This is a genomic window from Mycetocola sp. Y442 (assembly GCF_056898615.1).
In genome coordinates, this window is the sequence record NZ_JBXHBV010000003.1 from 638743 (window position 1) to 658744 (window position 20002).

General features: G+C 66.5%; 20 protein-coding genes. 10 read left to right on the forward strand and 10 right to left on the reverse strand.

The window, feature by feature from the left end:
- Positions 1-25: 25 nt before the first annotated feature.
- Positions 26-1063, forward strand: coding sequence for an NAD(P)-dependent alcohol dehydrogenase (locus tag AC1X6S_RS14560; RefSeq protein WP_483406470.1), 1038 nt, complete (start codon positions 26-28; stop codon positions 1061-1063).
- 222 nt (positions 1064-1285) lie between these two features.
- Positions 1286-1585: a hypothetical protein gene (locus tag AC1X6S_RS14565; RefSeq protein WP_483406471.1), complete on the forward strand. Its 300-nt coding sequence runs from the start codon at positions 1286-1288 to the stop codon at positions 1583-1585.
- 17 nt (positions 1586-1602) lie between these two features.
- Here AC1X6S_RS14565 and AC1X6S_RS14570 read toward each other — a convergent pair whose 3' ends face one another.
- Positions 1603-2145, reverse strand: a complete 543-nt coding sequence (locus tag AC1X6S_RS14570; RefSeq protein ID WP_483406472.1) for a TetR/AcrR family transcriptional regulator — start codon at positions 2143-2145, stop codon at positions 1603-1605.
- Between the two features lie 85 nt (positions 2146-2230).
- Here AC1X6S_RS14570 and AC1X6S_RS14575 point away from each other — a divergent pair, with 85 nt between their 5' ends.
- From AC1X6S_RS14575 to AC1X6S_RS14590, 4 genes are all read left to right on the forward strand, one after another.
- Entirely contained in the window at positions 2231-2659 is a 429-nt protein-coding gene (locus AC1X6S_RS14575) for a nitroreductase/quinone reductase family protein (RefSeq protein ID WP_483406473.1), read from the forward strand.
- Positions 2656-3423 (forward strand): SDR family NAD(P)-dependent oxidoreductase, encoded by a 768-nt coding sequence (locus tag AC1X6S_RS14580; RefSeq protein WP_483406474.1) that lies wholly within the window; start codon positions 2656-2658, stop codon positions 3421-3423. Before AC1X6S_RS14575 ends, AC1X6S_RS14580 begins: the two co-directional genes overlap by 4 nt.
- Before the next feature lie 180 nt (positions 3424-3603).
- Positions 3604-4350: a P-loop NTPase family protein gene (locus tag AC1X6S_RS14585; protein WP_483406475.1), complete on the forward strand. Its 747-nt coding sequence runs from the start codon at positions 3604-3606 to the stop codon at positions 4348-4350.
- Complete coding sequence (locus tag AC1X6S_RS14590) at positions 4347-6158, forward strand: YhgE/Pip family protein (RefSeq protein ID WP_483406476.1); 1812 nt, start codon at positions 4347-4349, stop codon at positions 6156-6158. Before AC1X6S_RS14585 ends, AC1X6S_RS14590 begins: the two co-directional genes overlap by 4 nt.
- 185 nt (positions 6159-6343) lie before the next feature.
- Here AC1X6S_RS14590 and AC1X6S_RS14595 read toward each other — a convergent pair whose 3' ends face one another.
- The 5 genes from AC1X6S_RS14595 to AC1X6S_RS14615 form a co-directional block, all read right to left on the reverse strand.
- Positions 6344-6820: a VOC family protein gene (locus AC1X6S_RS14595; protein ID WP_483406477.1), complete on the reverse strand. Its 477-nt coding sequence runs from the start codon at positions 6818-6820 to the stop codon at positions 6344-6346.
- A 393-nt stretch (positions 6821-7213) separates the two neighbouring features.
- Positions 7214-8188 (reverse strand): NAD(P)-dependent alcohol dehydrogenase, encoded by a 975-nt coding sequence (locus AC1X6S_RS14600; RefSeq protein ID WP_483406478.1) that lies wholly within the window; start codon positions 8186-8188, stop codon positions 7214-7216.
- A gap of 2 nt (positions 8189-8190) precedes the next feature.
- Positions 8191-8433, reverse strand: coding sequence for a helix-turn-helix transcriptional regulator (locus AC1X6S_RS14605; protein WP_483406479.1), 243 nt, complete (start codon positions 8431-8433; stop codon positions 8191-8193).
- On the reverse strand, positions 8427-8855 hold the full coding sequence (locus AC1X6S_RS14610; protein ID WP_483406480.1) for a hypothetical protein: 429 nt from the start codon (positions 8853-8855) through the stop codon (positions 8427-8429). Before AC1X6S_RS14610 ends, AC1X6S_RS14605 begins: the two co-directional genes overlap by 7 nt.
- A 75-nt stretch (positions 8856-8930) precedes the next feature.
- Positions 8931-10220 (reverse strand): MFS transporter, encoded by a 1290-nt coding sequence (locus tag AC1X6S_RS14615; RefSeq protein WP_483406481.1) that lies wholly within the window; start codon positions 10218-10220, stop codon positions 8931-8933.
- Between the two features lie 124 nt (positions 10221-10344).
- Between AC1X6S_RS14615 and AC1X6S_RS14620 the strand changes: the two genes are divergently transcribed.
- The gene (locus AC1X6S_RS14620) at positions 10345-11262 is read left to right on the forward strand and encodes an NADP-dependent oxidoreductase (protein WP_483406482.1); all 918 of its coding nucleotides are present in this window, start codon (positions 10345-10347) and stop codon (positions 11260-11262) included.
- Positions 11263-11680: 418 nt separating this feature from the next.
- On the opposite strand, the gene AC1X6S_RS14625 is transcribed toward AC1X6S_RS14620, so the two are convergent.
- Positions 11681-12634 carry an L-lactate dehydrogenase gene (locus AC1X6S_RS14625; protein WP_483406483.1) on the reverse strand — a complete coding sequence of 318 codons (954 nt, stop codon included), beginning with the start codon at positions 12632-12634 and terminating at the stop codon, positions 11681-11683.
- A gap of 154 nt (positions 12635-12788) precedes the next feature.
- Between AC1X6S_RS14625 and AC1X6S_RS14630 the strand changes: the two genes are divergently transcribed.
- Positions 12789-13925: a hypothetical protein gene (locus tag AC1X6S_RS14630; protein ID WP_483406484.1), complete on the forward strand. Its 1137-nt coding sequence runs from the start codon at positions 12789-12791 to the stop codon at positions 13923-13925.
- Between the two features lie 189 nt (positions 13926-14114).
- On the opposite strand, the gene AC1X6S_RS14635 is transcribed toward AC1X6S_RS14630, so the two are convergent.
- The 3 genes from AC1X6S_RS14635 to AC1X6S_RS14645 all read right to left on the reverse strand — a co-directional run bounded on the left by AC1X6S_RS14635 (position 14115) and on the right by AC1X6S_RS14645 (position 17229).
- The gene (locus tag AC1X6S_RS14635) at positions 14115-15563 is read right to left on the reverse strand and encodes a flotillin family protein (protein ID WP_483406485.1); all 1449 of its coding nucleotides are present in this window, start codon (positions 15561-15563) and stop codon (positions 14115-14117) included.
- Between the two features lie 124 nt (positions 15564-15687).
- A complete protein-coding gene (locus tag AC1X6S_RS14640; protein ID WP_483406486.1) occupies positions 15688-16011 on the reverse strand; it encodes a nuclear transport factor 2 family protein in 324 nt (107 codons plus the stop codon).
- 294 nt (positions 16012-16305) lie between these two features.
- Positions 16306-17229, reverse strand: coding sequence for a J domain-containing protein (locus AC1X6S_RS14645; RefSeq protein WP_483406487.1), 924 nt, complete (start codon positions 17227-17229; stop codon positions 16306-16308).
- Between the two features lie 630 nt (positions 17230-17859).
- Between AC1X6S_RS14645 and AC1X6S_RS14650 the strand changes: the two genes are divergently transcribed.
- Together AC1X6S_RS14650 and AC1X6S_RS14655 are read left to right on the forward strand one after the other, a co-directional pair.
- Positions 17860-18537 carry a response regulator transcription factor gene (locus AC1X6S_RS14650; protein ID WP_483406488.1) on the forward strand — a complete coding sequence of 226 codons (678 nt, stop codon included), beginning with the start codon at positions 17860-17862 and terminating at the stop codon, positions 18535-18537.
- Positions 18530-19990, forward strand: a complete 1461-nt coding sequence (locus tag AC1X6S_RS14655) for a sensor histidine kinase (RefSeq protein WP_483406489.1) — start codon at positions 18530-18532, stop codon at positions 19988-19990. The genes AC1X6S_RS14650 and AC1X6S_RS14655 overlap by 8 nt, the downstream gene beginning before the upstream one ends.
- Positions 19991-20002 lie beyond the last annotated feature (12 nt).

The window sequence follows — 20002 nt, forward strand, 5'->3', positions numbered from 1 at the left end:
GCCAGTTCAGAAGAGAAAGAGCAATATGCGCGCTTTGCAAATCGTGTCAGCCGGCGTACTCGAAGTACGGGACGTTCCAGTTCCCGAAATCGAAGCCGACGAAGTCCTCGTCAAGGTCGCCGGAGCCGGCCTCTGCCACTCCGACGTCCACGTCCTCCACTCACCCGAGTGGCCCCTTCCGCCCATGACCCTCGGCCACGAGACGGCCGGCCATGTCGCCAAGCTCGGCGCCAACGTCACCGGCCTCACCGACGGCGAAGCCGTACTGGTCTGCCTCGTCTGGGCCTGTGGCGTCTGCCGCCCCTGTATCGAAGGTCGCGACAACGTCTGCGTCAACGCCGCTGGCCGCCTCGGCACCCCGCCCTGCCCTGGCCTCGGCCCAGACGGCGGAATGGCCGAATACATCAAGGTCAAGGCTCGTTACCTCGAACCGCTCGGTGACCTCGACCCGACCGTCGCTGGCCCCCTCGCCGACGCCGGGGTCACCCCAATGCACGCCATCAACGGCGCACGCCACCGCCTCACCCCAGGCTCAACAGTCGCCGTCATCGGCGTCGGCGGGCTCGGCCACATGGGCCTGCAGATCCTCAAGGCCACCACCGGTGCCCGCATCATCGCGATCGACTCGAGCGAACAGAAGCTCGAAATTGCCCGCGAGCACGGTGCAGACGAGACCTTCCTGAGCGACGGCGAAACCGCAGACAAGGTGCTCGCACTCACCGACGGATACGGCGCAGACGCCGTCTTCGACTTTGTCGGGGTTCAGCCGACGGTCGACCTCGCCACGAAGATCATCGCCCCCGACGGCGCACTCCGCCTCGTCGGACTCGGCGGCGGCTCCTTCACCTACGCCGCAGACGGCTTCACGAGCACCCTCCCGTGGGGCGTCGACGTGCGCCGCTCCTACGGCGGCACCCGCTCCGACCAGCGCCAGGTGATTGAACTCGCCAAACTCGGCAAGATCTCCGTCGAAACCAAGCAGTACTCGCTCGAAGACGGCATCCAGGCCTTCACCGACCTTGAGGCCGGCATCGTTCCCGGCCGGGCCATCCTGGTTCCGTAACCCGGCGGCCAGCGGCAGGTCTGTGGCGCAGGCCTACCGACGACGCTGACGAAAACGGATGCTGCGGGGCGCTCTCACAGGAACGCCCCCGCGGTCATTCAACGTCATAGTGCCGGTCAGAGTTTGCCTCTGACCGGCACTTTTGCATCCGGTCAGTGCTCCTGCTGTTGACTCGACCTGCCGCCATTGCCAAGCTGGACACTCGTCAACGAGAGGACAACCGTGGGTCCGCAGTTCGATTTCTTCCCGATCATCTTCGGCCTTGTGGCCGCCATCATCGTGATTGCCGCAATCCTCATCGTCGTGATGAGCGTCAAGAATGCACGCAAGGTGAAGGATGCCGGTCACGACCCGTTGACGCTGCACGCTGACCTCGTCAACCGCGCCCTGGACAGCGAGGCCATGCGCCCGGCCGAGTCCACCGAACAACGGCTGGCGAAGCTCGATGAGCTGCACGCCCGGAACGTCATCAGCGCTGATGAGCACGCGTCCGCACGCGCGGAGATCATCCGCGGAAACTAGATGTACTGGCCCTGAGGTCAGGCGAGCATGCGGGTGACCGCTTCGACCGCAGCCGCTCGCCTCGTTTCGCTGCTGGCCCTCGCGTCGGCTGCCAGGAGGCCGATCGGCGCGAGCTGCCAGGCCTGGGCCACGGCGTAGATGATGACGAGGAGATCGACGGCGCTGAAGGCTGGCGACGCGTGCTGCTGCACCGATTCCACTTTGGCCAGATACGTCTCGAGCGGCTCGGAGGCCGCCTCCGGCCGTTCGAGCTGAGCCCAGAGGGAGATACGCAGCACCTCGGGCCGACGCTGATGGAAATCGAATAGCTCGCCGACCCACGTCGGCAAATCTGAAGGCCGAGGGGGCACCTCTTCCGCCATCCGCACGATCGCGTCCGCCAGCGCCGCATCGAACAGGCCGCTCTTGTTGCCGAAGTAGGCATAGATCATGCGCACATTGCTCTCGGCATCCTTCGCTATACGGTCAACCCTGCCACCCGAGTAACCGTGCGCCGCAAACTCCGTCACCGCTGCCGAGAGAATCCGTGCTCTGGTCGCCTCCGCGTCTCGCTGCGCCATGCTCACTCCGCTCTCTTAGTGTCGTCCTTGACAGGATCTTCATCCCGCGTCTAGTTTATAAGTAAATGACTACTTACTTTGGAGCATGATGGACGCGAGAATCGAACGGGCCCTGGCTATCACCCCTGCGTCACGCGCTCGGGAGCGCACGATCGACATCACCACCACAGGCAGGCGCACCGGCAGGCCGCGGCGCATCGAGGTGTGGTTCTACCGGGTCGACGGGCGCATCTATCTCTCGACCACGCCGGCGACGCGCAGCTGGTACGTGAATATCGTGGCGAACCCGGAGTTCACTTTCCATCTCAAGCACGGAGTGCGGGCCGATCTGCGGGCCGTGGGCACACCGGTGCTCGACCGCGCTCAGCGGGAAGCCGTGTTCTCGTCGATCATTGCCGACCTCAATCAGCCATGGAACCCGGCCGGCATCCCGCAGCCGGTCGCGCCCCTCGACGAATGGATGGAGGGAAGTCCGCTCATCAGCGTGGAGTTCCCTGAAGGAGATGCCGAATGACCGAGAACACCCCTCGAATCGCCGTCGTCACCGGGGCCAATCGGGGTCTGGGCCGAGCGACCGCCCTCGCCCTCGCCCAACGGGACTTCGCCGTTGTGCTCACCTATCGCGGTGACGCCGCCGAGGCATCCCGCGTCGTGGAGGAGATCCGCGCCGCAGGCGGAGATGCCATCGCCACGCGACTCGACCTGGCGGATGTCGCCTCGTTCGTCGACTTCACGGACTCGTTGCGTCGCGACATCGAGGAGCGGTGGGGGCGCTCCGCCATCGACGTGCTGGTGAACAATGCCGGGATCGGGCTGTTCGGCCTGCTCGAAGACGCCACGGTCGACCAGTTCGACGCCCTCTTCGGAACGAACGTGCGCGGCACGTTCTTCCTCACTCAGGCGCTGGCACCCCACATCGCCGACGGCGGTCGCATCATCAACGTATCCACCTCACTCACCCGCCACGTCAGCCCGGGAACCTCGCTCTACGCCGCCTCGAAGACGGTGGTGGAAGCAATTACCCGCAGCCTCGCTGTGGAACTCGGGCCACGCGGCATCCGCGTCAACAGCATCGCCCCCGGGCCAACCGCCACCGACTTCAACGGCGGCGCCATGCGCGACGACCACGAGCTGCGTAGCCACCTGGCCGACAACACCGCGCTCGGCCGCGTCGGGCAGCCCGACGAGATCGCGGATGCCATCACAGCCCTCGCGTCGAGCGAACTGCGCTGGATGACGGCCGAACGCATCGAGGTTTCCGGCGGCAGCCTTCTCTAGAACGGTGCGGGCAGACAGCCAGAACACCGGGGTCCGCGCGAGCAGAGTCAGGCGCCGAGCATCCGGCGCTCACAGGACCAAAGATAATTGACATCGCCCGGCAGCTTCCTACGCTGAGGGCGTGACCCCTCAACCTCCGGTGCAGCACTCCTCCTCCCGGGCACCCACTCAGGAGGCCTGATGCGCGTCGAGCTGCGGGACGTGTCCAAGGGTCGCAAGGGAAGGGCGCTGCCGGAAACCTCACTATCCTTCGAAACCGGAGAGGCGGTGCTCGCCGCCGCCGAAACGGAGCAGCGGCCGACGGTGCTTGGCCTCCTCGCATCGGGACGCATGCGACCGGATGCCGGAACAATCACGATCGACGGTGAAGTGAACCGCGCGCTCATGCGGCGACGCATCGCACTCGTCGACGCACCCGACGTCTCCGACCCCGACTCCAACGTGTTGTTCGCCGGCGTCGTCGCAGAGCAACTGATGTTCGCGGGTCACCACTCGAACCCCATCGCGGCAAGGCGCTGGCTCGCCAGTTACGGCATGAAAGACCTCGCCACCACCCCGATCTCCGACATCCCACCGGAGGCGCGGCTGCGCGCCCTGTGCGAACTGGCCGTGCTGCGGTCCGGGGTCACCGGCCTCGTGGTGGTGTCACCGGACCGTCACGGCGGCCATCCGCTCGTGTGGTGGCGCCTCGCGCAGGACTTCGCCTCGCGCGACTTCGCCGTCCTGATGATCGCTGGCCGGGCATCCGAGTGGACGATCCGCCACGAGCACGACATCAGAGAGATCGGGAAATCGGAGAGGGATCTCGGCGCCCTGGGAATGCTCGAGGAACGCGCTGGCGCCTGGGCGCAGAGCGGCGGTGCGCCATTGCCGGAGGTGGAAGGGCACGACCGGCGATCACGAAAAGCGATTGAGGGGCAGTCATGAAGATCCCGCAGATGATTCTCGCCGAACTGCGGCGACTGGTCTCGACCCCGATGCAAGCGCTCGCACTGATGGCCCTGCTGATCGTGCCGATTCTCTATGGCGGCCTCTACCTGTGGGCCAACCAGGACCCGTACGGCCGACTCTCGGAGATCCCGGTCGCGCTCGTGGTCGAAGACACCGGTGCCGAGATCAATGGCACCGAACGCAACCTCGGCACGGAGGTCGCCGACGCGCTCGTGAAGGAGAAGACCTTCGACCTCTCGCAGGTCGAAGCGGATGCCGCCACGTCCGGCCTCGAGAACGGCGACTACGACTTCGTCATCGAAATCCCGGCTGGGTTCTCCGAAGCTGTCGCCTCCATCAACTCGAGCGACCCGAAGAAGGCGGAGCTGATCCTGCGCACCGACGATGCCAACAACTACCTAGCCACCACCATCGGCAACCAGGCGATCGAGAAGATCCAGACCGAGGTCACGGCGAAAGTGGTCGCCGAAGCCGGACTGACGCTGCTCAACGCGCTGAGCACCATCCGCAGTCAGCTGAGCGAGGCAGCATCCGGCTCCGGAGAGCTCGTCTCGGGACTCACCACCGCGCAAACCGGGGCGGGAGAACTCGTCTCCGGATCCAGTGAACTCACGACGGGCCTCGAGACACTCCGCAGCGGGTCTGCCAGCCTCGCGACCGGTGCGCGAGAGGTCGCCAATGGCACCCAGGAAATCGATGACGTCGCTCGACGTGTCGGCACCGCGGCGAATGACGTGATCGCTGCACTGCCGACGGTCCGCTCCGATATTGCCCAGGTCCTCGCCGCTGAGGGCCTCGACCAGGCGACGATCGACGCGGTGCTTGCGCGCCTCCAGCCCATTGGAACCGGCCTCACCACCATCGACCGGCGGGTGCAGAACACCGTGTCCGAGATCAACCAGCTCAACGCGGGTGCACAGGAAGTGGCATCTGGCAGTGCCGAACTCGCCTCGGGCGCCGCTACGGCGGCCGACGGGGCCGTCCGGTTGCGCGACGGCACAGCCACGCTCAACAGCGGCCTCGGTGAGCTGCTCACGGGCGCCAACGAACTGAAGACCGGCCTCGACAACGGCGTGGCGCAACTGCCAGACGATAACGAGAACACCCGTCAGGCTCAGGCCACCACCCTCGGCACTCCGGTGTCGATCGACACTAAGGCGATCGCTCCCGCGCAGAACTACGGCGCCGGACTTGCCCCCTTCTTCGCCGCACTCGCCGCGTGGATCGGCATCTACGCGCTGTTCCTCATCGTCAAGCCGATCTCACGTCGCGCCGTCACCGCACTCCATTCACCGTTCCGGGTGACCCTCGCCGGCTGGGCGACCCCGGCCATGCTCGGCGCCGTGCAGATGCTCGGCCTGTTCGGTGTGCTGTCACTCGCGCTTCGCTTCCAGTTCGCGAACCCGCTCGCCACCTTCGGAATCCTGGTGGCGGCATCCCTCACCTACACCGCCATCATCCTCGCGCTCAATGTGTGGCTGAGCGCGGTGGGGCAATTCATCGGACTCGTCATGATGGTGCTGCAGTTGGTGACGGCGGGCGGCACCTTCCCGTGGCAGACTCTGCCGGGGCCGCTCGCGGTAATTCACCATATATTCCCGATGAGCTATGTGGTGGATGCTCTCCGACAACTTATGTACGGCGGTGACGTCGGTCGTGTCGGCGCGGACCTGTCCATGCTCGTGCTGTGGTTCTCGATCGGGATCGTGGCCACGGTGATCGGGGTCACGCGGCAGACGCACCACCGCACGCTGACCGACCTGCAGCCGAGCATCCTGCAGTGAGTGCTGCTGCGTTCTGAGTTGCGGCGTTCGGGGTCGCGGCATTCGGGGTCGCGGCATTCGGGGTCGCGCCGACAGAAGGACAACGGGCCGAGATAAGGACCGGATGCCGGCTTCCGTCCTTGTGTGGGCGCTATTTCCTTATCTCGGGGCGGTGAGCGGATCAGCGGCACGCACAGCCGCCGCGTTCAGTCGCCGCGGTACGCGGCCTGCAACTCGGCGATGTCGAGTTTCGACATGCCGAGCATGGACTGCATCACCCGTCGGGCTTTCTCCAGGTCGGGATCCTCGAGCATTTCATTGAGCACGGGCGGCACAATCTGCCAGGAGAGCCCGTACTTGTCTTTGAGCCAGCCACACTGGCTGGGCTCACCGCCGTCGGCGATGAGGGTGTTCCAGAGCCGGTCGATCTCGGCCTGGTCGTCGGCGTTCACGTAGAACGAGACGGCCTCGCTGAAGGTGAACGCCGGTCCACCGTTGAGTGCCTGGAAGTCGACACCGTGGAGCCGGAACAGGACGACGAGCACCGTGCCGACGGGCATCGGAGCGCCCTCGCCGTAGCGAGACACGTGCACGATCTCGGAGTTGGGAAACACCGACACGTAGAACTTGGCCGCTTCTTCGGCCTGGCTGTCGAACCACAGGCACGGGGTGATGCGTTGCATGGGGTACTCCTTCGTACGGGCGCCGCGTTGACTGTACGTTTGCCGCGTTGACGGATCGGCGGGATGCGGCGCCCATGCTACTCAGACCCGTCCTCGGCGTACACCCGCTTTGGGCGCGAAGGCGTGCCGACGGCATCCGTCACCAAACTCGTCGACGGCGCGTCAGGAGGTCGCACGATTATCAGGACGGGATCGCCAGAAGTCACCTGTTAATCGCACTATTACCTGAAAAACGGATGCCGTTGAGCGGCGTTCGCGACCACCCCGGGGCGTCGCCCGCAGCGAGACAAGGAAAACGAGCCGGCACAAGGACGCAATCGCGACTCGAGTCCCTGTGCCCGCGTTGTTTCCTTATCTCAGCCCGACGGGTGCCGAACCGCCCCGGGCCTCAGGCTAAACCGAGACGACGACCTTGCCGAGCGGCCGACCCGCGTGCAGGTACTCGATCGCGTCGCCGGCCTGCTCGAGCGGGAACACCCGGTCGACGGCGGGCACAACCGTGCCAGCCCCGAGCATGTCGCGCAGTGCCTCGAGGGTGGGCAGGTCCTCACTCGACATGAGTCCCTTGAACTTCTGGTCCGAGAAGAGCGACCGAAGCGGCGCAAACATCGAGCGACCGAACCCACCGAGCAGCGGCCCACCGCCCTCGCCGCCGACAATGACGAGGGTGCCTCGTTTCGTCAGCACCCGACGCAGCCTGCCCAGCGGCGTGCGTCCCGCGGTGTCGATGATGAGGTCGAACCGTTCGGCACCCGCAGTCACATCCTCGACGGTTCGGTCGATCACGCGGGCTGCCCCGAGCGACGCCACGAAGTCGACCTTGCCCGTGCCGCACACCCCGGTCACGGTCGCACCCGTCGCTACGGCGATCTGCACGGCGAAGGAGCCGACCCCGCCACCGGCGCCGAGCACGAGCACCTTCTGCCCGGGCATCAGTCCGCCGGCGTCGTGCACCGCGTGCAGCGCCGTGCACCCCGACACGGGCGCCGCTGCGGCCTGCTCGAAGCTCACGTTCGCGGGCTTGAGCACTAGACGCTCCTCGGCGGCACGGGTGAACTCGGCGAAGCTGCCATCGAGCGTCGTGCCGAATACCTCGTCACCCACCGTGAACCGGGTGACCGCAGAGCCGACCTCTGAAACCACGCCAGCGACATCCCGACCGGGAATCGGCTGCTTCGGGCCCCGAAAACCAAACCCGAACAGTCTCAGCAGATAGGGCTTCCCGGCCGTGGTGTGCCAGACCCCGGCGTCAACGCCAGCGGCCCGAACCGCCACGAGCACATCGGTATCGCGCACCGTAGGTGGATCGACGTCATCGACCCGCAGTACATCCGGTGTTCCATATCGGTCTTGAACGACAACCTTCATGATCACTCCTCAGTGACGGAGGGCGCCGAATAAGAGAACACATCGTCGAGCGGCACCCCAAAGACACCGGCGATTTCGAATGCCATCTCGAGCGACGGCGAATACCGCCCCTGCTCGATGGCGATGATGGTCTGGCGCGTGACGCCGATGCGGTCGGCCAGTTCGGCCTGGGTCATCTCGCCGTTCAGGAACCTCAGCCGGCGGATGTCATTGGTGACGCGCGTGGCCGCCTTCGTCCTCACCATGTCGGCAGGCCCCGGCGGTAGGCGATGACGCGGGCAATGGAGCCGAGGAAGGCCGACAACACGAACGCGAGGTAGATCGCGTTGGCGATCCAGAAGTACGGCGCCTCAAGCATCGCCAGAATCAGCGCTGTAACGGCACCGATGATGACGAACGACTGGCCAACCGAGTCACCGAAGTGGGTGATGTCGCGGTCCCGCTGGTCTTTTCTCCCAGCGTCCTTCGGCGAGAAGATGCCGAACAGAATGTTGAGCAGGATTCCAGCGACGATCCCGCCGCCGATGGTCCAGAGCATCGTCGTCACCCATGCGGTATCCATCAGTGAAACGGATGCCCCCTGCACGGCCAGGATCACCAGGTACGTCGCGTAGCCCGCGAGCGACACGACCAGCATGACCCACGCGCTTTTCTCTTCGGACGACATCCGCTGCTCCCTGCATGTCAAGAAAACCTTACATCGATCAATGTAAAGAAAACCTGACTTGGTGTCAAGGAAAAGTTACTCGACAGTGGCGCCGGAGGTCGCGCGTTCGGCGCGCGGGCGCACCGCCGGCAGCCCGACCACCAGCACCGCAACGACGATCACCGCAACGAGCACCCCAGCCGACACCGCGAGGCCGGGGTACCCGACAAGCGCGAGAGCAGGACCCGCCGAGGCAGCGCCCGCCGCACCCGCCAGGTTCATGACGAGGTCGCTCCGGCCCTGAATGACGGGCCGGGCCGCGCCGGTCACGAGGTCACCGAGCAGAGCGGATGCCGCGACCGTCGACGCGCTCCAGCCCAGGCCGAGGAAGATGAGGCCGACGGTGACCAGGGTCGTGGAGTCGTCACCGAACGCAACGGTTGCGAGCGCAATCACGAACAGTGCCTGCCCGGTAAAGATGATCGGGAACCGGCCGACCCGGTCGCTGAGCCAGCCAAACACCGGTGACAGGGCGAACATGCCGCCGATGTGCAGGCTCAGCGTGAGGCCGACGCCGGCCAGCGAGGTTCCGTGGTGCACGAGGTGAACCGGCGTCATCGACATCACCGAGACCATGATCGCGTGACTGAGGCCGAGGATGCCGATCGTCATGAACACGAGGGAGCGGTTGCGTGCGAGACCGCCCGGGGTAGTTTCCGCTTCTGCGGAGTCCTGTGTGGGCTGGGCCGCCGCGAGTTCCTGGCTGACGAGATACGGGTCTGGCCGCAGCGCGAAAGCGTAGACACACACGGACGCGAACTGGGCGACGATCGCGATGACGAAGGATCCGGTGAGGGGCGGCATCCCGAACCACTCGGCAATCACCTCGCCGGGGCCGAACAGGTTCGGTCCGATGACGGAGCCGATGGTGGCCGACCACACCACGATCGAGAGGTCGCGGCCACGGTGACGCGGATCGGCGACGTCGGTAGCCGCGAACCGCGACTGCAACCCGACAGCAGCGCCGGCGCCGAGCATGGCGAAGCCGAGCAGCATGAGCGGGAAGAAGTCCATCGCGGCGGAGAGCACGGTGACCACCGCACCGAACAGGGCGGTGAGGGTGCCGAGTGAGAGGGAGATTCGCCTGCCGTTGCGACGGGTGAGCCGGCCGAGGGGGATCGCCGCGGCAGCAGCTCCGAGGGTGCTCAACGTCGCGGCAGTGCCGGCCCAGGCCTCGGACCCGCCAACCTCCGTCGCGAGCACCGACCCGATGGAGAGGGTCGCGCCGATGCCGAGACCACCGAGGATCTGGCCGGCGACGAGCACCCACACCGTACGTTTTTGCAGGGCGATGAGGTCGACGGTGGCTGTGGTCACGGCATCCATTCTCCCCACTTCATGACCCGAATGCACCGTGTCAAACCGCCGCGAATGGGAACAATTCGGACAGCTGCCGCGTAAGACTCAGGGACGGGCAACAACCGCCCGTGCACGACAGGAAGCAGGACGCATGCCTCGATTTCTCCAGTACACCGAGTTCGGCGGGCCAGAGGTCCTGAAACTCATCACGGTCGACAAGCCGACCGCGGGGCCGGGCGAGATCGTCGTTCGGGTGAAGGCCGTCGGTCTCAACCCCGTCGACTTCAAGATTTTCCGTGGTCCGGCCGCCGAGACCTACGGGGCAACACTGCCCTCCGGCGTCGCCAACGACTACTCGGGTGTCGTCGAACAGATCGGCGAGGGCGTCACCCGCTTCGCCGTCGGCGACGAGGTGTTCGGCGGTGCCCGCAACTACGCGATGGCCGACTTCCTGGTCACCACCGAAGACGCCACCATCGTGCACAAGCCGGCCGACCTCAGCTTCGAGCAGGCCGCCGGGCTCACCGTTGTCGGACGCACCGCGTGGGCCACCGTCGAGGCGTTCGGACTGACGGATGCCGACACCGTGCTCATCAGCGCCGCCGCGGGTGGTGTCGGTGTGCTCGCCGTTCAGCTCGCGAAGCGCAAGGGCGCGACGGTCGTCGGTACAGCGAGCGAGTCGAACCACGAGTTCGTGCGTTCACTCGGCGCGATCCCCGTTGCCTACGGCGACGGGTTCGTGGAGCGGCTGCGTGCGGCAGCACCGCAGGGCTACACGGCGGCGCTCGACAACCACGGACCTGACACCATCGACGCGGCACTCGAGCTCGGCATCCCGATCGAGCGGATCAACACGATCGCCGTCTACGGCCCGGCCGACCGCGGCGCGTCCCCCATCGGCGGCGCCCAGGCCAGCACCGAGGACCTCGCCCGCGTGGCCGAGCTCGTCGCGAACGGTGAACTCGAGTTCCCGGTGAGCGGCATCTACCCGCTCGAGCGTGCGGCCGAAGCCTACGAGGAGCTCGAGCGCGGCCACGTGCGCGGCAAGCTCATCGTCGTCACCGACTAGGGGGCGCCGAGTGGCGGTCGCGCGCCCGCACGTTTAACAGGAGATCGCACGCTTATCAGGACCAAAGTCGCGAAAGCATCCTGATAACCATGCGATCTCCTGCGCTGCGGACGCGGCCGACGGCATCCGCTGCCTTCCCACACGACTTGGCCGACGGCATCCGCTCGGCGCAGCACCATCAACGAACGGATGCCGTCGGCCCGGGATAAGGAACCGGGCCGGGATAAGGAAACAGTGCCCAGATAAGGACCAAACCGGCGGTTCTGTCCTTATCTGGCGCCGTTGTCCTTATCTCGGCACCGAGAACTCGGCACTCAGAGCGGGACACCGAGAGCTCGGCACCGAGAGCGCGGCACTGAGAGTGGAGCCCCGAGAGCGGAGCCCGAGAGTGGAGCCCCGAGAACGGGCCGGCGCCCGACTACAGCACGTGGGCGAGTGACGCGCGAAGCTCCTCCGCCGACCGGTGCAGAAGGTCGACCTCGACCTCGTCGATCGGCACATCAAGCGTGCGAATCACGCCCTGCGAACCCACGATCGACGGCACGCTGAGCGCGACGCCGCTGATGCCGCGGTAGTCGGTCAAGAGGCTCGACACCGGGAGGATCGCCCGCTCGTTCTGCAGCACGGCCTCAACGATGCGCGCACCCGAGAGGCCGATGGCGTAGTTGGTCGCACCTTTGCCCTCGATGATCTTGTAGGCGGCGTGCACCACATCCGAGGTGAGCGACTCGAGCCGTTCGCGCGGGAACAGCCGCGTGCCGCTCTCGTCGGTCCAGTCGCGCAGCGGGGTCTGTCCGATCGTGGCATCCGACCAGATCGGGAACTCGCTGTCACCGTGCTCGCCCATGATGAGGGCGTGGACGCTCTGCGGCGCCACATCGGCGGCCTCGGCCAGCAGCCAGCGCAGCCGCGCGGAGTCGAGCACGGTGCCGGAGGAGAAGATGCGGCCGGCGGGCAGGTCGACCGCGCGCTCGGCGACGACGGTGAGCACGTCACACGGGTTCGTCACGAGCACGAACACGGCGTTCGGCGCGAGCTCGACGAGCCGGGGCATGAGGTCCTCGAGAATTCGGGCGTTGGTCGCCGCGAGATCGAGCCGCGTCTGGCCGGGCTTCTGCTTGGCCCCTGCGGTGATCACCACGACGTCGGAATCCGCGACGAGTTCGATGTCCGCGCCACCGGTGATGCGGCTCGACCCGATGAACTGCCTGCCGTGTGCGAGGTCGAGCACCTCAGCGTCTACCCTCGACGCGTTGAGGTCGTAGAGCACGACCTCCCTCGCCGAGCCGCGAATGAGTGCGGCAAAGGCGAGAGACGATCCCACACTCCCCGCACCGATGATCGAGAGTTTGGTGTTTCGCACTGGGCTCATAGCCCCATTATGGCGAGATAGCCGCCGATAGATAGAGAACAGCGGGCGGATGCCGTCGGCCGGTTGACAGCATCCGCACGGTGTCCAGGCCCAACGTCGCGAAAGCCGTCGTCCGATGGAAACAAGCACAGCGACCGACCGCTAGCGTGTAACCGTGAGCCTGACGTCCCCTCAATCTTCCCTCGATTTTGACCCGACCCCGCTGATCGAACCGGTCGACCCGCAACGAGTTCTGGAGTACCACAAAGCGAAGGAAGCGAGCCGCAAACCCACCACTGTCGGCGGGTTCGTGTGGATCGTGATCGTGTGGGCCGTTGTCGCCTTCGCTGCTGTGTGCTGCCTCATTACGGTCGTGCCTCTGTTCATCGACCTTGCCCTCCTCCCCGCAGGGCCGATCCTCGTCCCACTCGTGCTCGCGGCCATCGTGGCGGCCATTGTGCTCATGGTTCGGCGAGCCGTTGCGGCGGGGCGCCGCGAACAGGAGACTCGTTACCGGCTTGACCGATTCGCGGCCGCGAACGGCATGACGTACCAGCCCCGTGTCACCGACCCCAAGCATCCCGGAATGATCTTCTGGGTCGGCAGCGGGCGCGTCTCCACCGACGTCCTTCGCACCGTTGGGTCACCGCACGTCGAATACGGCCACCATGATTACGTGGTGCGCCGCGGCAAAAGGTCGACGACATACCGCTGGGGCTACATCGCGATCGAACTCGGCACTGCGCTTCCACACATCGTGCTCGACGCCGCCGCGAATAACTCCATTCTTGGCACGAACCTGCCGACCTCGTTTGGGGTCCAACAGCGACTTTCGCTCGAGGGCGATTTCGATCGTTACTTCGAGCTGTACTGCCCCGAGGGGTACGAACGCGACGCGCTCTACCTCTTCTCACCAGACATCATGGCGCGGTTCGTCGACAACGCCGCCCTCTTTGACATCGAAATCGTCGACAACACCCTCTTTCTCTACACCGGTCCCGGAATCTCGACGCTGAACCCTGAGATGTGGGCCTGGCTCTTCGGCACGGTATCGGCGCTGCAGACCAAGATCGATCAGTGGACGCACTGGCGCGACGAGCGGTTGCTCGAACCCGCTGCCGTTCCAGCTCCGGCTCCAGCTGGCATCCCTGCGGATGCGCCCACGGCTGCGGCCGTGAGTGCACCCCCACCGTCGCGGCCGCCCGGTGTCGCCGTCGATGGCCGTCGGTTGCGTCGGGGTGGAGGCAATCTCTGGATTGGTCTCGGCATCATCGTCGTTGGCTTCGTGGTGCCCTGGCTCCTCGCGGACTGAACCACCTGCATCCGGCAGAGCGGATGCCACGGCTCACACCACGCGGATGCCGCGGCGGCGCAAGGAAAAAGGCCCCAGATAAGGAAGGAAAGTGAATTCCTGTCCTTGTCTGGGGCCTTTGTCCTTGTCTGGGGCCTTTGTCCTGATCTGGGCGCGGGCACGCCCGGGGTACTACTCGGCTTACTGCTACTACTCGGCGGCGACTGCTTCGGCGGGAGCAGCAGCGTGCGCCGGCGCAGGCGCCTCGGCCGTCACACCTTTCTTGGGTGCGGCAGCGGCCGACGCCGAGCGACCACCGACGTAGCCGTTGAGCAGACTCGCGAGGTCGATTCCGGTCGAGTCCTTGAGCAGCTGGGTGACCTCGGTGACGTTGCCGACGACCTGCTTCGACAGGTGCGAAGCACCGTCCGTCGAGATAACCGTGAGATTGTCGATCGCGCCATACGGAGCGGCGAGCTGCTTGGCGATCTCGGGCAGGATCTCGATGGCGCGCTGCTGCAGGAGCGCCTCGGACTCGTCGCGGAGCGCGGCAACCCGCAGCTCGGTGGCTCGCGCCTCGGCCTCACCCTTGGCGAAGATGGCGGCTGCTTCAGCCTCACCCTCGGCACGGGTTGCTTCTGCCTCGGCGATACGGCGGTCGCGGTCTGCCTTTGCCTCTGCGACGACCTGGGCTGCGTGAGCTTCGGCGATCTGGCGGATGCGGTACGACTCGGCATCCGCTGTCTTACGCACGTCGGCGTTGAGCTGCTGCTCCCGCAGTGCGGTCTCGCGCTGGGCGGTGATCTCACGCTGCTGCAGGATGCCCTGCTGCGCGAATGCCTCGGCGAGCGGTTTTGCTGCCTCCGCCTCGGCGAGCGCCTTATCGGTCTCGCTCTTGATCGACGCGTTCTTCAGCGACAGCTCGCGGTTGGCGTCGGCGATGGCCTCTGCTGCCTCGATGCGGGCCTGCTCGGATGCCCGCGCGGACACGGACTCGGCGATCTCTGCGGCCTGGCGAACACGAGCCTGCTCCGGACGACCGAGGTCGGTGATGTAGCCCTTGTCGTCGGCGATTTCCTTGATCTGGAAGGTGTCGACGTCGAGACCCTGGTTGAGGAGCGAGGTGCGCGCGGCCTCGATGACCTGCTCGGCGAGGCCGGCTCGGTCCCGAATGATCTCCTCGACGGTGAGGTTACCGATCGACGAGCGCAGCGAACCCGACAGCACTTCCTGGGTGAACGGTTCGATGTGCTGGTCCTGGCCGAGGAAGCGCTGGGCAGCAGAACGGATGGCCCCGTCGCTGTCGCCGACCTTGACGACCGCGACCGCCTCGATGCGAATGGTCACACCGTTGCGGGTCTGCGCGACCACCTGGATGCCGATGGCACGCGAGCGCAGCGACATCGAGAACTGCTTCTGCAGGAAGGGGATGACGAAGACACCGCCACCCTGCACCACCTTCTGGCCGGTGAGGTCGGTGATGGTGCGGCCGTCGGCGCCCACCGATTTGCGGGCACGACGCCCGGTGACGATGATCGCCTCGTCGGGCTGCGCGATCTTGTAGCGGCCCTGGATGAACATGATGATGACGATCAGCAGGATGACACCCACCACGACCGCCACGATGATCGGGCTCAGAACAATTCCTAGCAATTCCATGACTCTCCTCGGCGCCGGCGGTCGGGCGGCGCCCCCAGCCTAGCGGGGCGCTATTTCGCGGCGATAGACACCAGTCAGGGGCTCCGCAACGACCCGGGCCGCCCGACGCCGAACGGTCAGGGACTCAGACAGTGATCGTCATGTCGCTGATGAGGTCTTCCGCGACAGTGAAGCTCAAATGCACGCGCGCCGTGGCGCCACCACGGCCCACCGTTGCGGTTACCGTGGCGTGCTCACGCGTTGTGATCTCGGCGGTGACGTCGACGGCCACCCCGGCTCCGCGAAGATTGGCCTCCGCCCAGGCACGAATCGCGTCGCGACCGGTGACGACCCTGCCGCGATCATTGACCGTTGCGTCGGCGGCGAACGTCTCGATAAACGCCTCGGAATCCCCGGCGTTCGCGGCGGCAATCAGTCGCGCGACCGGTTCCGGCAGTGAGCTCGTCATGATCGGTCCTTTCGCTTTCAGCAACCGTAGTGCCGTCGCCCCACGGCCCGAAAGAGCCGTTTGGCCCGCCCGTCGTACAGTTTGCGGGCGTTGCTCATCCCGGTTATGTTGAAACCGGACCGCGCAACGGGGAATGTGCAGACTGCGTCCTCCGGCAGTGTCGGATCCGGTCTCTTTCGGGGGAAAGAGAAGGCGGAGCGTTCACGCCCGCCGTGCTGGACGAGTGGGCACCTGCAGGGGGTAGGTGCCCCTCTAGCAGCTGTCAGGCATCGCGATCGCGGCGCTTCTCGCTGACTATTCGACGAAGCGGATGCCGTTCTGCAGCCTCGTTCGCACGTCAAACAGTTCGTTTCCGCCGGCGCGATCCATACCGGGCAGGCCATTGCGCAGCAGCCCGGGCAGGTACGACGAACGCACAGCGAGGGTCACCGCGCCGCGGCTCGAGCCGAGTTCGACGACGGACTCCTCGATCGCGTCATCCGGGAGCACTATCACCAGCGCTGTGAAACGCGCCCGAAGCGACCGGGACAGGACCTTGGCGCGGGCGGCCAGGTCGTGCATGGGACGTTCGCCGGCAACGGCCTCACCGATGAGTTCGCCGCGCTTGACCTTCACCGGGCCACCGAAGTCCTCCGACAGCAGAGCGAAGAGCCCCGTCGGACCGAGCACTATGTGGTCGATTTTCTCGTCGGGAGCGCCGGTTGCGACGTCGTGCCAGACGGTGAAGCCGAGGCCAAGGTCGGCCAGGCTGCGTGCCGTGGCTTCCTCGGCGAGCGCATCGGCGAGGAGATGCCTGAGCTCGCGCGGAGCGGTGCGCACGAGAGCCGGGTCGTACGGGTCCGCCTCGACGCCACGACCGGTCCACTCCCGCATGAGCCGGAGGTAGCGTTCCCTGCGCCAGCCGCCGGGGTGCCCGTATGAGCGCGCCCGAGGGCGCGAGTCTGGCTGGGGTTTCGCGGCCGATGCCGACCAGGTGGGGTGGGTCTCCCCGTTCGAGGATCCGCTGCCGCGTCCCCGGTCATAGGCCGCACGGCCCTCTGCCGTTCCAATCCGCTCCCAGGCAACCTGCACCGCCGTGAACCGGGCAGCACTGCCACCGGTGTCGGGGTGGGTCTCCCGCATAAGCCTGCGGTACGCGCGCCGAAGTTCGTCCTGGTCGGCGGTCGGACTCACACCGAGCACCTCGTATGGCGTCGCCGAGATCGGGCTGTCTGGCATCCGCTCGCTTTCAATCGGGAAATCTGCTGACTCACGATACCGAGAAAATCTGTGAGCGAGGCGACCGTGTTCACGCCCTGAGCGAAAAGGTCGGGACCGCCCGGCGGTCCGGTGTGCTTCGGGAGGAAAACCGGCCCCCAAAGGCCCATACCTCGACGGGCCCAGCCTTAATCCTCCCCAAAACCCACCGCCCCCGGCGAAGCGGCCCCAGCCCGGTCGCCGCGCGCGCTAGGCGCCATTACCGCCGGGTCACCGCGCCTGGTGCCACCACCGCCGGGTCGCTGCGGGTTTTCGGGAGGAAGAACCGGCCACCCACGCCCCCTACGTCGACGGACCCCACCTTTTCCCTCCCCAAACCAGCCGCCCCAACCGCTCCGCCCCGTGAAGGGCCTCGGCCCGAGTTCGCCGCCCCCGCCCCGGGCTGACTCTCTACGGCCTGGTGCCGAGCCGAAGCCAGTACCCCTTCCGCGGTGTTTCGGGAGGAAGAACCGGCCACCCAAGGCCCACACGTCGACGGACCCAGACTTCTACCTCCCGAAGCCACGGGCCTGCCCGGCACACTCGGCTTCGGCGGCAGCTTCAGCGCCGCTTCAGCCGTGCTCCGGCAGAATGGCCGGGGAGGTGATCGGCATGCGGATACTCGTGGTCGAAGACGAAAAGCGGCTCGCGGACGGGCTCCGGCGTGGGCTTGAGGCCGAGGGCTTCGCGGTCGATGTCGCCGAAACCGGCACCGACGGGCTCTGGCTGGCGCGGGAAAACCAGTACTCGGTGATCCTCCTCGACATCATGCTGCCGGGCATGAGCGGCTACCGCGTCTGCGAGACCCTGCGCGCCGACAAGAACTGGACGCCCATCCTCATGCTCACCGCCAAGGACGGCGAATGGGACCAGGTCGAGGCACTCGATACCGGTGCAGACGACTACCTCACCAAGCCGTTCTCCTTCGCGATCCTGCTCGCCCGCGTGCGCGCGCTGATGCGCCGCGGTGCCGCAGAGCGCCCCGTCGTGCTCGAGGCGGGCGACATCCGGGTGGATCCGGCCGCCCGTCGGGTCTGGCGCGGTGACGCTCCGATCGACCTGACCAGCCGTGAATTCGCCGTGCTCGAGTACCTCATCCGCAATCTCGGCACCGTGGTGTCGAAGCGCGAGGTACTCGACAACGTGTGGGACTTCGACTTCGAGGGCGACCCGAACATCGTCGAGGTCTACGTACGGCACCTCCGCAACAAACTCGACCGTCCGTTTGGCCGCGAGGCCATCGAAACCCTGCGCGGTGCGGGCTACCGGCTGGCGGCGAACGGTGGCTGACTCGCCCGCGCGCCGACGGCTCTCGCTCCGCAGCCGCATCGTCCTCGCCGCGACCGCCATTGTCGCCGTCGCGCTCCTGGTCGGCGCCGCCGGGTTCATCGCCTTGTTGCAGGGGTCACTCCGCGAGGGTGTGCAGGGGAGGGCCGAGCAAACCCTCAGCGACCTCGTCAACCGGGTGGAGGCATCCGGCCTTGAATCGCTGACAACGGATGCCACCACACCGGATGCCCCGTCACCTGACGATTCCGACGACGACGATGACGACTCCGACAGCAGCGACGACCCGGTGACCCAGACGACCGAAGACTTCCTCGCCGGCTTCGACGACGATGAGGCTTTCTTCCAGGTGATCGCCACGTCGGGCCGCGTTCTGGCGGCAAGCGAGAACGCCGCCGACATTGGTGCCGTGGCGGTTCCGCCGCGCGGCGAGGCCGAAACAGTGACCCAGCCCGGAGATTCTGAGCGGTTCATCGCCGTCGCAACTGAGGTGGACGACCTCACGATTGTGACCGGTCGAAGCGTCGGCGACGTCGGCGAAACCACGGAAACGGTCATCCAGCTGCTGGCGATCGCCCTGCCCGTGCTTCTGGCATTTGTCGCGCTGACCACGTGGTTCGTCGTCGGACGTGCCTTGCAGCCGGTCGAACGGATGCGCCGCGAGGTCGACGACGTGACGAGCGCCCACCTCGACCGGCGGATCGCCGACCCGGGGTCACGCGACGAGATCGGGCGCCTCGCGGCAACGATGAACCGGATGCTCGACCGGCTCGACGCGTCGCAGAAGACCCAGCGACGGTTCATCTCGGATGCCTCGCACGAGTTGCGATCACCGCTCGCGTCGATGCGCCAGTATGCCGAGGTGGCCCGTGCGCATCCCGACCGGGTGAGCGGGACCGAGCTGTCTGACGTTGTCCTCGACGAGGGCGCGAGGCTCGAGCGGCTCGTGCAGGGGATGCTCGTGCTCGCGAAGGCGGATGAGCGCACGCTGATCCCGAACCGCACGCCCGTCGACCTCGACGACCTCGTGCTCGGTGAGGTCCGCCGGCTCAAAGACACCACGTCGCTGCGGATCGACGCCAGCGCCGTCGGGCCTGCTCGGGTGCTCGGCGATGTGGGCCTACTCGGTCAGGCTGTGCGAAACCTCGCCGATAACGCCGCGCGTCACGCGGCGAGAACCGTGCGGTTCGAGCTGAGCGAGGCGGCCGGGCAGGTACTGCTCGCGGTCTCCGACGACGGCGCAGGCGTGCCGGAGGCCGACCGTGAGCGGATCTTTGAGCGCTTCGTCCGGCTCGACGACGCTCGCGCCCGCGACTCGGGCGGCAGCGGTCTCGGCCTGTCAATCGTGCGCGAGATCGCCGTTGCACACGGCGGGTCTGTCGCTGTCACCGCAAGCGAACTGGGTGGTGCGCGATTCGAACTGCGGATGCCGGCGGCATCCGTTTCGCCCGAATAAAACGCACACTCC

What these genes read in the sequence shown, in the direction of transcription:
- AC1X6S_RS14560 (WP_483406470.1), top strand. Translation starts at nt 26, where the DNA reads ATGCGCGCTTTGCAAATCGTGTCAGCCGGCGTACTCGAAGTACGGGAC.
- AC1X6S_RS14570 (WP_483406472.1), bottom strand. Translation starts at nt 2,145, where the DNA reads ATGGCGCAGCGAGACGCGGAGGCGACCAGAGCACGGATTCTCTCGGCA.
- AC1X6S_RS14575 (WP_483406473.1), top strand. Translation starts at nt 2,231, where the DNA reads ATGATGGACGCGAGAATCGAACGGGCCCTGGCTATCACCCCTGCGTCA.
- AC1X6S_RS14580 (WP_483406474.1), top strand. Translation starts at nt 2,656, where the DNA reads ATGACCGAGAACACCCCTCGAATCGCCGTCGTCACCGGGGCCAATCGG.
- AC1X6S_RS14585 (WP_483406475.1), top strand. Translation starts at nt 3,604, where the DNA reads ATGCGCGTCGAGCTGCGGGACGTGTCCAAGGGTCGCAAGGGAAGGGCG.
- AC1X6S_RS14590 (WP_483406476.1), top strand. Translation starts at nt 4,347, where the DNA reads ATGAAGATCCCGCAGATGATTCTCGCCGAACTGCGGCGACTGGTCTCG.
- AC1X6S_RS14595 (WP_483406477.1), bottom strand. Translation starts at nt 6,820, where the DNA reads ATGCAACGCATCACCCCGTGCCTGTGGTTCGACAGCCAGGCCGAAGAA.
- AC1X6S_RS14600 (WP_483406478.1), bottom strand. Translation starts at nt 8,188, where the DNA reads ATGAAGGTTGTCGTTCAAGACCGATATGGAACACCGGATGTACTGCGG.
- AC1X6S_RS14605 (WP_483406479.1), bottom strand. Translation starts at nt 8,433, where the DNA reads ATGGTGAGGACGAAGGCGGCCACGCGCGTCACCAATGACATCCGCCGG.
- AC1X6S_RS14610 (WP_483406480.1), bottom strand. Translation starts at nt 8,855, where the DNA reads ATGTCGTCCGAAGAGAAAAGCGCGTGGGTCATGCTGGTCGTGTCGCTC.
- AC1X6S_RS14615 (WP_483406481.1), bottom strand. Translation starts at nt 10,220, where the DNA reads ATGGATGCCGTGACCACAGCCACCGTCGACCTCATCGCCCTGCAAAAA.
- AC1X6S_RS14620 (WP_483406482.1), top strand. Translation starts at nt 10,345, where the DNA reads ATGCCTCGATTTCTCCAGTACACCGAGTTCGGCGGGCCAGAGGTCCTG.
- AC1X6S_RS14625 (WP_483406483.1), bottom strand. Translation starts at nt 12,634, where the DNA reads ATGAGCCCAGTGCGAAACACCAAACTCTCGATCATCGGTGCGGGGAGT.
- AC1X6S_RS14635 (WP_483406485.1), bottom strand. Translation starts at nt 15,563, where the DNA reads ATGGAATTGCTAGGAATTGTTCTGAGCCCGATCATCGTGGCGGTCGTG.
- AC1X6S_RS14640 (WP_483406486.1), bottom strand. Translation starts at nt 16,011, where the DNA reads ATGACGAGCTCACTGCCGGAACCGGTCGCGCGACTGATTGCCGCCGCG.
- AC1X6S_RS14645 (WP_483406487.1), bottom strand. Translation starts at nt 17,229, where the DNA reads ATGCCAGACAGCCCGATCTCGGCGACGCCATACGAGGTGCTCGGTGTG.
- AC1X6S_RS14650 (WP_483406488.1), top strand. Translation starts at nt 17,860, where the DNA reads ATGCGGATACTCGTGGTCGAAGACGAAAAGCGGCTCGCGGACGGGCTC.